7 protein-coding genes are annotated in these 7033 nt (G+C 71.1%); 5 read left to right on the plus strand and 2 right to left on the minus strand.

The genetic code is table 11. From position 1 onward, the window contains the following. The first annotated feature begins 20 nt into the window (after positions 1-20). The 3 genes from ACZ4Z5_RS10730 (at position 21) to tyrS (ending at position 4291) form a co-directional block, all read left to right on the plus strand. On the plus strand, positions 21-1544 hold the full coding sequence (locus ACZ4Z5_RS10730; protein WP_468259714.1) for a TldD/PmbA family protein: 1524 nt from the start codon (positions 21-23) through the stop codon (positions 1542-1544). Beyond that, positions 1541-2932 carry a metallopeptidase TldD-related protein gene (locus ACZ4Z5_RS10735; RefSeq protein WP_468259716.1) on the plus strand — a complete coding sequence of 464 codons (1392 nt, stop codon included), beginning with the start codon at positions 1541-1543 and terminating at the stop codon, positions 2930-2932. The genes ACZ4Z5_RS10730 and ACZ4Z5_RS10735 overlap by 4 nt, the downstream gene beginning before the upstream one ends. 90 nt (positions 2933-3022) lie before the next feature. Continuing rightward, positions 3023-4291, plus strand: a complete 1269-nt coding sequence (gene tyrS / locus ACZ4Z5_RS10740) for a tyrosine--tRNA ligase (RefSeq protein WP_468259719.1) — start codon at positions 3023-3025, stop codon at positions 4289-4291. Positions 4292-4448: 157 nt separating this feature from the next. On the opposite strand, the gene ACZ4Z5_RS10745 is transcribed toward tyrS, so the two are convergent. Continuing rightward, positions 4449-4727, minus strand: a complete 279-nt coding sequence (locus ACZ4Z5_RS10745) for a GlsB/YeaQ/YmgE family stress response membrane protein (RefSeq protein WP_468260484.1) — start codon at positions 4725-4727, stop codon at positions 4449-4451. A gap of 222 nt (positions 4728-4949) precedes the next feature. On the opposite strand from ACZ4Z5_RS10745, the gene ACZ4Z5_RS10750 reads away from it, so the two are divergent. After that, on the plus strand, positions 4950-5318 hold the full coding sequence (locus ACZ4Z5_RS10750; protein ID WP_468259721.1) for a DUF3099 domain-containing protein: 369 nt from the start codon (positions 4950-4952) through the stop codon (positions 5316-5318). Between the two features lie 337 nt (positions 5319-5655). After that, positions 5656-5883: a hypothetical protein gene (locus ACZ4Z5_RS10755; RefSeq protein WP_468259724.1), complete on the plus strand. Its 228-nt coding sequence runs from the start codon at positions 5656-5658 to the stop codon at positions 5881-5883. Here the strand turns inward: ACZ4Z5_RS10755 and moaA are convergent. After that, positions 5866-6855, minus strand: a complete 990-nt coding sequence (gene moaA / locus ACZ4Z5_RS10760; RefSeq protein WP_468259726.1) for a GTP 3',8-cyclase MoaA — start codon at positions 6853-6855, stop codon at positions 5866-5868. The genes ACZ4Z5_RS10755 and moaA overlap by 18 nt on opposite strands. Between the last annotated feature and the right edge of the window lie 178 nt (positions 6856-7033).

Here is a 7033-nt window from a genome sequence, read left to right on the forward strand (position 1 = left end):
GAAGCCGACAGGAGACATCTGTGCCTCATTCCATCGACGAAGCCTTCACGGCGTTGCCGCTCCGCGCGCTCGCCGACGCGGCGCTCGCACGGGCCCGTGCGCTGGGCGCCGACCACGCGGACTTCCGCTTCGAGCGGGTGCGCAGCGCCTCGTGGCGGCTGCGCGACGCCAAGCCCGCCGGTTCCTCGGACACCACCGACCTCGGGTACGCGGTGCGGGTCGTGCACGGCGGCGCCTGGGGCTTCGCCTCCGGCGTCGACCTGACCATGGACGCGGCCGCCAAGGTGGCCTCCCAGGCCGTGGCCATGGCCAAGCTGTCCGCGCAGGTGATCGCGGCGGCCGGGTCCGACGAGCGGGTGGAGCTGGCCGAGGAGCCGGTGCACGCGGAGCGGACCTGGGTCTCGGCGTACGAGATCAATCCCTTCGACGTGCCGGACGAGGAGAAGACCGGGCTGCTGACCGACTGGAGCTCCCGGCTGCTCGGCGCCGAGGGCGTGGCGCACGTCGACGCCTCGCTGATGACCGTGATGGAGAACAAGTTCTACGCCGACACGGCGGGCACCGTCACCACGCAGCAGCGGGTCCGGCTGCACCCGCAGCTCACGGCACACGCGGTGGACGAGAAGAGCGGTGAGTTCGACTCGATGCGGACCCTCGCACCGCCGGTGGGGCGGGGCTGGGAGTACCTGCGGGGCACGGGCTGGGACTGGGACTCCGAGCTGGAGCAGATGCCCTCGCTGCTGGCCGAGAAGATGCGCGCGCCGAGCGTCGACGCCGGTACGTACGACCTGGTCGTCGACCCGTCCAACCTGTGGCTGACCATCCACGAGTCGATCGGCCACGCCACGGAGCTGGACCGGGCGCTGGGCTACGAGGCGGCGTACGCCGGTACGTCGTTCGCGACGTTCGACCAGCTGGGCAAGCTGCGGTACGGCTCGTCGGTGATGAACGTGACCGGTGACCGCACCGCGGAGCACGGACTCGCCACGATCGGCTACGACGACGAGGGCGTCGAGTGCCGGTCCTGGGACCTGGTCAGGGACGGCGTGCTGGTGGGCTACCAGCTGGACCGGCGGATCGCCCGGCTGACGGACCTGGGCCGGTCGAACGGCTGTGCGTTCGCGGACTCCCCCGCACACGTGCCGGTGCAGCGGATGGCGAACGTGTCGCTGCAGCCGGATCCCGGCGGACTGTCGACCGAGGATCTGATCGGCGGGGTCGAGCGGGGCATCTACGTGGTCGGCGACCGCTCCTGGTCCATCGACATGCAGCGCTACAACTTCCAGTTCACCGGGCAGCGCTTCTTCCGGATCGAGAACGGGCGGCTCGCGGGTCAGCTGCGCGATGTCGCGTACCAGGCGACGACGACCGACTTCTGGGGCTCCATGGAGGCGGTGGGCGGCCCCCAGACGTACGTCCTGGGCGGCGCGTTCAACTGCGGCAAGGCCCAGCCGGGCCAGGTCGCGGCCGTGTCCCACGGCTGTCCCTCCGCCCTGTTCCGGGGCGTCAACATCCTCAACACGACGCAGGAGGCCGGTCGATGAGCCGCGTCAGCAAGCCGCACGAGATCGTCGAGCGGGCCCTGGAACTGTCCACCGCCGACGGGTGCGTGGTCATCGCGGACGAGCACTCGTCGGCGAACCTCCGGTGGGCGGGCAACGCCCTGACGACGAACGGCGTGACCCGCGGGCGCACCCTCACAGTGATCGCGACCGTGGACGGCAAGGAGGGCACGGCGTCCGGCGTGGTCTCCCGGTCCGCGGTGACGGCCGACGAGCTGGAGCCGCTGGTGCGGGCCGCCGAGGCGGCAGCGCGCGGGGCGGGGCCCGCCGAGGACGCGCAGCCGCTGGTTTCCGGGGTGCCGGTGGCGGAGGGGTTCACGGACGCTCCCGCCGAGACCTCCTCGGCGGTCTTCGCGGACTTCGCGCCGGCGCTCGGCGAGTCGTTCGCCCGGGCCCGCGCCGGCGGCCGTGAGCTGTACGGTTTCGCGAACCACGAGCTGACGACGACGTATCTCGGCACGTCGACCGGCCTTCGGCTACGGCACGACCAGCCGAACGGCACGCTCGAGCTGAACGCCAAGTCCCCGGACCGTACGCGGTCGGCGTGGGCGGGGCGCTCCACCCGGGACTTCAAGGACGTGGACCCGGCGGCGCTGGACGAGGAGCTCGCCGTCCGGCTGGGCTGGGCCGAGCGGCGCGTGGACCTGCCGGCGGGCCGGTACGAGACGCTGCTGCCGCCGACCGCGGTGGCGGACCTGCTGATCTACCAGATGTGGTCGTCGGCCGCCCGGGACGCGGCGGAGGGCCGTACGGTCTTCGCCAAGGCGGGCGGCGGTACGCGGGTCGGCGAGACCCTGTCGGAGCTGCCGCTGACGCTGCGCAGCGATCCCCATCACCCCGGCCTGGAGTCCGCGCCGTTCGTGATCGCTCACTCGTCGGGGGACGACGCCTCGGTCTTCGACAACGGTCTGCCGCTGTCCGCGACCGACTGGATGCGGGACGGGAAGCTGGAGCACCTGATGACCACCCGGCACTCGGCGGGCCTCACCGGACTGCCGGTGGCCCCGGCGATCGGGAACCTGGTGCTGGAGGGCGGCGGCGAGCGTTCGCTGGAGGAGATGGTCGCCGCCACCGAGCGCGGACTGCTGCTGACGTGCCTCTGGTACATCCGCGAGGTGGATCCCGCGACACTGCTGTTGACGGGGCTGACCCGGGACGGCGTGTACCTCGTCGAGAACGGCGAGGTCGTCGGCGAGGTGAACAATTTCCGGTTCAACGAGTCGCCGGTCGACCTGCTGTCCCGTGCCGTGGAGGCGGGCCGCACCGAGAAGACGCTGCCCCGGGAGTGGAGCGACTGGTTCACCCGGGCCGCGATGCCGGCGCTCCGCGTGCCGGACTTCAACATGAGCTCGGTGAGCCGGGGCGTCTGACGCCCATAGACTGGCGGTGACACTCGTCCCCGTCCCGGGGGTGGGGACGGGGATCACCGCACCGACAACCTTTCGAGGAGAGACAGGACCGTGACGGACATCGTCGACGAGCTGAAGTGGCGGGGGCTGTTCGCCCTCTCCACCGATGAGGACGCACTGCGGAAGGCGCTCGCGAACGGTCCCGTCACGTTCTATTGCGGCTTCGACCCGACCGCGCCCAGCCTGCACGTCGGTCACCTCGTGCAGGTGCTCACGGTCCGCCGGCTCCAGCAGGCGGGGCACCGGCCGCTGGCGCTGGTGGGCGGCGCCACCGGTCTGATCGGCGACCCGCGGCCGACCGCGGAGCGCACGCTGAACGATCCCGGGACCGTCGCGGGCTGGGTGGAGCGGCTGCGCGCCCAGATCGAGCCGTTCCTGTCCTTCGAGGGCGGGAACGCGGCCGTGATGGTCAACAACCTGGACTGGACGGCGGGGATGTCCGCCATCGAGTTCCTCCGCGACATCGGCAAGCACTTCCGGGTCAACAAGATGCTGACCAAGGACTCGGTGGCCCGGCGTCTGGAGTCGGACCAGGGCATCAGCTACACCGAGTTCAGCTACCAGCTGCTCCAGGGCATGGACTTCCTGGAGCTGTACCGACGGTACGGCTGCACGCTCCAGCAGGGCGGCAGCGACCAGTGGGGCAATCTGACGGCGGGTCTGGACCTGATCCACCGGCTGGAGCCGCACGCCACCGTGCACGCGCTGGCCACGCCGCTGATGACGAAGGCCGACGGCACCAAGTTCGGCAAGACGGAGGGCGGGGCGGTCTGGCTCGACCCGGAGATGACCACGCCGTATGCGTTCTACCAGTTCTGGCTGAACGTGGACGACCGGGACATCTCGACGTACTCACGGATCCTCAGCTTCAAGAGCCGTGAGGAGCTTGAGGAGCTGGAGAAGCTCACCGAGGAGCGTCCGCAGGCGCGTGCGGCCCAGCGCGCGCTCGCGGAGGAGCTGACCACTCTGGTGCACGGCGCCGACCAGTGCGCGGCGGTCATCGCCGCGTCGAAGGCGCTGTTCGGCCAGGGCGAACTGGCGGAGCTGGACAAGGCGACGCTGAGCGCCGCCCTGTCGGAGGTGCCGCACGCACGCGTCTCCGAACTGGCTTCGGTCGTCGACCTCTTCGCCGAGGTCGGGCTGGCACCGAGCAAGTCGGCGGCCCGCCGCACGGTGAAGGAGGGCGGCGCGTACGTGAACAACAGCAAGATCACGGACGAGGACGCCGTTCCGGCACCGGAGGACCTGCTGCACGGGCGGTGGCTGGTGCTGCGCCGCGGCAAGAAGAACCTCGCGGCGGTCGAGGTCACGGCCGGCTGAGCCGGAAGGGCGCGACGCGCGCCGACGGAAACCACGGACGGCCGGGCACATCCTGTGTGCCCGGCCGTCCGCCGTTCCCCGGACCGTTCTCGTCCCGGCCCGTTCTCGTCCCGGCTCGTTCCCCGTTTCTCAGGCTCGTCCTTCTTCCGGGACCGCCTCAGGCCCGTTGACCACCCCGGCTCCGCATGGCCACCCAGGCCATGTCGCCGAGCCACACCACGAGGACGGCCCCGGCCAGCTGCAAGGCGTGCCTGCTCCAGTCGATACCTCTGGTCTCGGCGATACCGAGCCCCCCGGCGACCGCGTTCCCGATGACTGAGCCGAGGATGCCGCACACCACCGTCAGCCAGAGCGGGATCTGCTGCTTGCCCGGAATGATGGCCTTGGCGATCAGACCGAGGACCAAGCCCACGATGATTGCCCACAACCAGCCCATCTGTGCCTCCCGGGTGCAGCACTCCGTGCGCGTGTGCGCATGTGCGCCCAGTGTCGGCCCGTACGCCGTACGGCGCATGTCGGACAGGGCCGTACGCAGTACGGCGTGCGACATCCGCAGGTCGGGGCAGAGCCCCGGTCTCCGTCGCAGGGCAGGCCGGGCGTACCGTGGAACTCGGCCCGGACGAGGATGCCGGGTGTTCTAGTCGGGTGGTGGAACGTGATGCGGAAGCGCGGCGGCAACGAGGTCTTCCGGATCACCGGCGCCCGGCAGGGTCTCGCCGAGGACGTACGGGGCAGGCAGCGCCGGTACATCATCTCGATGACCGTGCGGACCGTGTCGGTGGTGCTGGCGGCCGTGCTGTGGAACGTGGAGCGGCACGTGGCGTTCGTGGCGCTCGCCCTGGGCCTGCTGCTGCCGTACGTGGCCGTGGTGATAGCGAATGCGGGCAGGGAACGCGCGCCCTCGCTGCCGTCGACGTTCGTGCTCGCTCCGGGCCGGGCCATGCTGGGGCCGGGCGGTGCCGGCAGCAGGGCGGAACCGGAGGCCGAGACGGAGGCGGAGGACGCCGGTCCCGCGCGGGAGGCGTGACCGGGGGCGCACGGACTCGTGACCCCGGCGCAAGCTCAAATAAACCTCAGATCAATCATGACGATCGCTGCACCCGGGCGGGTCCCGCGTGACATACTGCGTACGCGCTCCGCATCCCCCGTCGGAGCGACGGACCGACGCCGGGCAGCTCCCCCCGTGGCTGCCCGGCGTCGCCTTTTCCCGCACGGACAGCCTTTTCCGGCGCGCGGCATCCACCCCAGGCGGGAAGCCTTTTCGCGTAGGCGGCACTTTCTCCGTACGCCCCTCCCCCGGCGTGATCCGCCCTCCACCGTCCCCGCGCCCGCCTGGTGCCATGCGGGTACGGCAGGATGTACGGGTGAGTGACGAGACACCGATCTGTTCCGCGAAGGGCTGCCGCACGGACGCCGTATGGGTCCTCGCATGGAACAACCCCAAGCTGCACACCCCGGACCGCCGCAAGACCTGGCTGGCCTGCGACGAACATCGTGAGCACCTGTCGCAGTTCCTCGGGATCCGCGGCTTCCTCAAGGACGTCGTGCCGCTCGCGGAGTGGGAGCGGGGGCGGTCAGCCGCCGATGGCTGACATGGGGCGGTCGGGCTGCACGAAGCTCGGGTCGTCGAGACCGGCACCGGCCTTCTTGCCCCACATCGCGATCTTCCACAGCCGGGCGACCTCCTCGTCCGGCGCACCGGAGCGCAGCGCGCCGCGCAGATCGGACTCCTCGCGGGCGAAGAGGCAGGTGCGCACCTGACCGTCGGCGGTGAGCCGGGTGCGGTCGCAGGCCCGGCAGAAGGGGCGGGTCACGGAGGCGATGACGCCGACGCGGTGCGGGCCGCCGTCGACGATCCACCGTTCGGCGGGCGCGGAGCCCCGGTCGTCCTGTGCCTCCGGAGTGAGGGTGAAGCGGGTGCTCAGGGCCGCGAGGATGTCGTCGGCGGTGATCATGTTGTCGCGTTTCCAGCCGTGCTGGGGGTCGAGCGGCATCTGCTCGATGAAGCGCAGTTCGTACCCGTTCTCCACGGCCCAGGCGAGCAGGTCCGGGGCCTCGTCGTCGTTGAGGCCCGGCATCAGGACCGTGTTGACCTTGACGGGGGTGAGGCCGGCGGCGCGTGCCGCGTCCAGTCCTTCGAGGACGTCGCGGTGCCGGTCACGGCGGGTGAGGGTCTTGAAGACGTCCGGGCGCAGGGTGTCCAGCGAGACGTTGACCCGGTCCAGCCCCGCGGCCTTCAGGGCGGGGGCGGTGCGCGACAGGCCCACGCCATTGGTGGTGAGGGACAGCCGGGGGCGCGGGGCCAGGGCTGCGCAGCGCTCGACGATGCCGACGAGTCCGGGGCGCAGCAGGGGTTCGCCGCCGGTGAAGCGGACCTCGGTGACGCCGAGTCCGGTCACGGCTATCCGGACCAGGCGGACGATCTCGTCGTCGGTGAGCAGGTCGGGCTTGGCCAGCCATTGCAGGCCCTCTTCCGGCATGCAGTACGTACAGCGCAGATTGCACCGGTCGGTGAGCGAGACGCGCAGGTCAGTGGCTACGCGCCCGTACGTGTCGATGAGCACTGCGCTCCCCTCCCCTTCCTTGAACCGCTGATCGAGTGCCGCTACCAGCGAGCCTACGCGAGACCACCGGTGCGGTCAGGTGCCTTTTGTCACTAGGCGCGGCGGGGGGGGGGGGGGGGGGGGGGGGGCAAGGGAACAACGCAAGGTATGTTTCGCCCCATGGAGGGGGGTCCCCTCC

It is taken from the genome of Streptomyces sp. NPDC030222, assembly GCF_055573115.1.

Excerpts from the sequence above, each read along its gene's own strand:
- ACZ4Z5_RS10735 (WP_468259716.1), top strand. The coding sequence starts at position 1,541 with ATGAGCCGCGTCAGCAAGCCGCACGAGATCGTCGAGCGGGCCCTGGAA.
- ACZ4Z5_RS10745 (WP_468260484.1), bottom strand. The coding sequence starts at position 4,727 with ATGGGCTGGTTGTGGGCAATCATCGTGGGCTTGGTCCTCGGTCTGATC.
- ACZ4Z5_RS10750 (WP_468259721.1), top strand. The coding sequence starts at position 4,950 with ATGCGGAAGCGCGGCGGCAACGAGGTCTTCCGGATCACCGGCGCCCGG.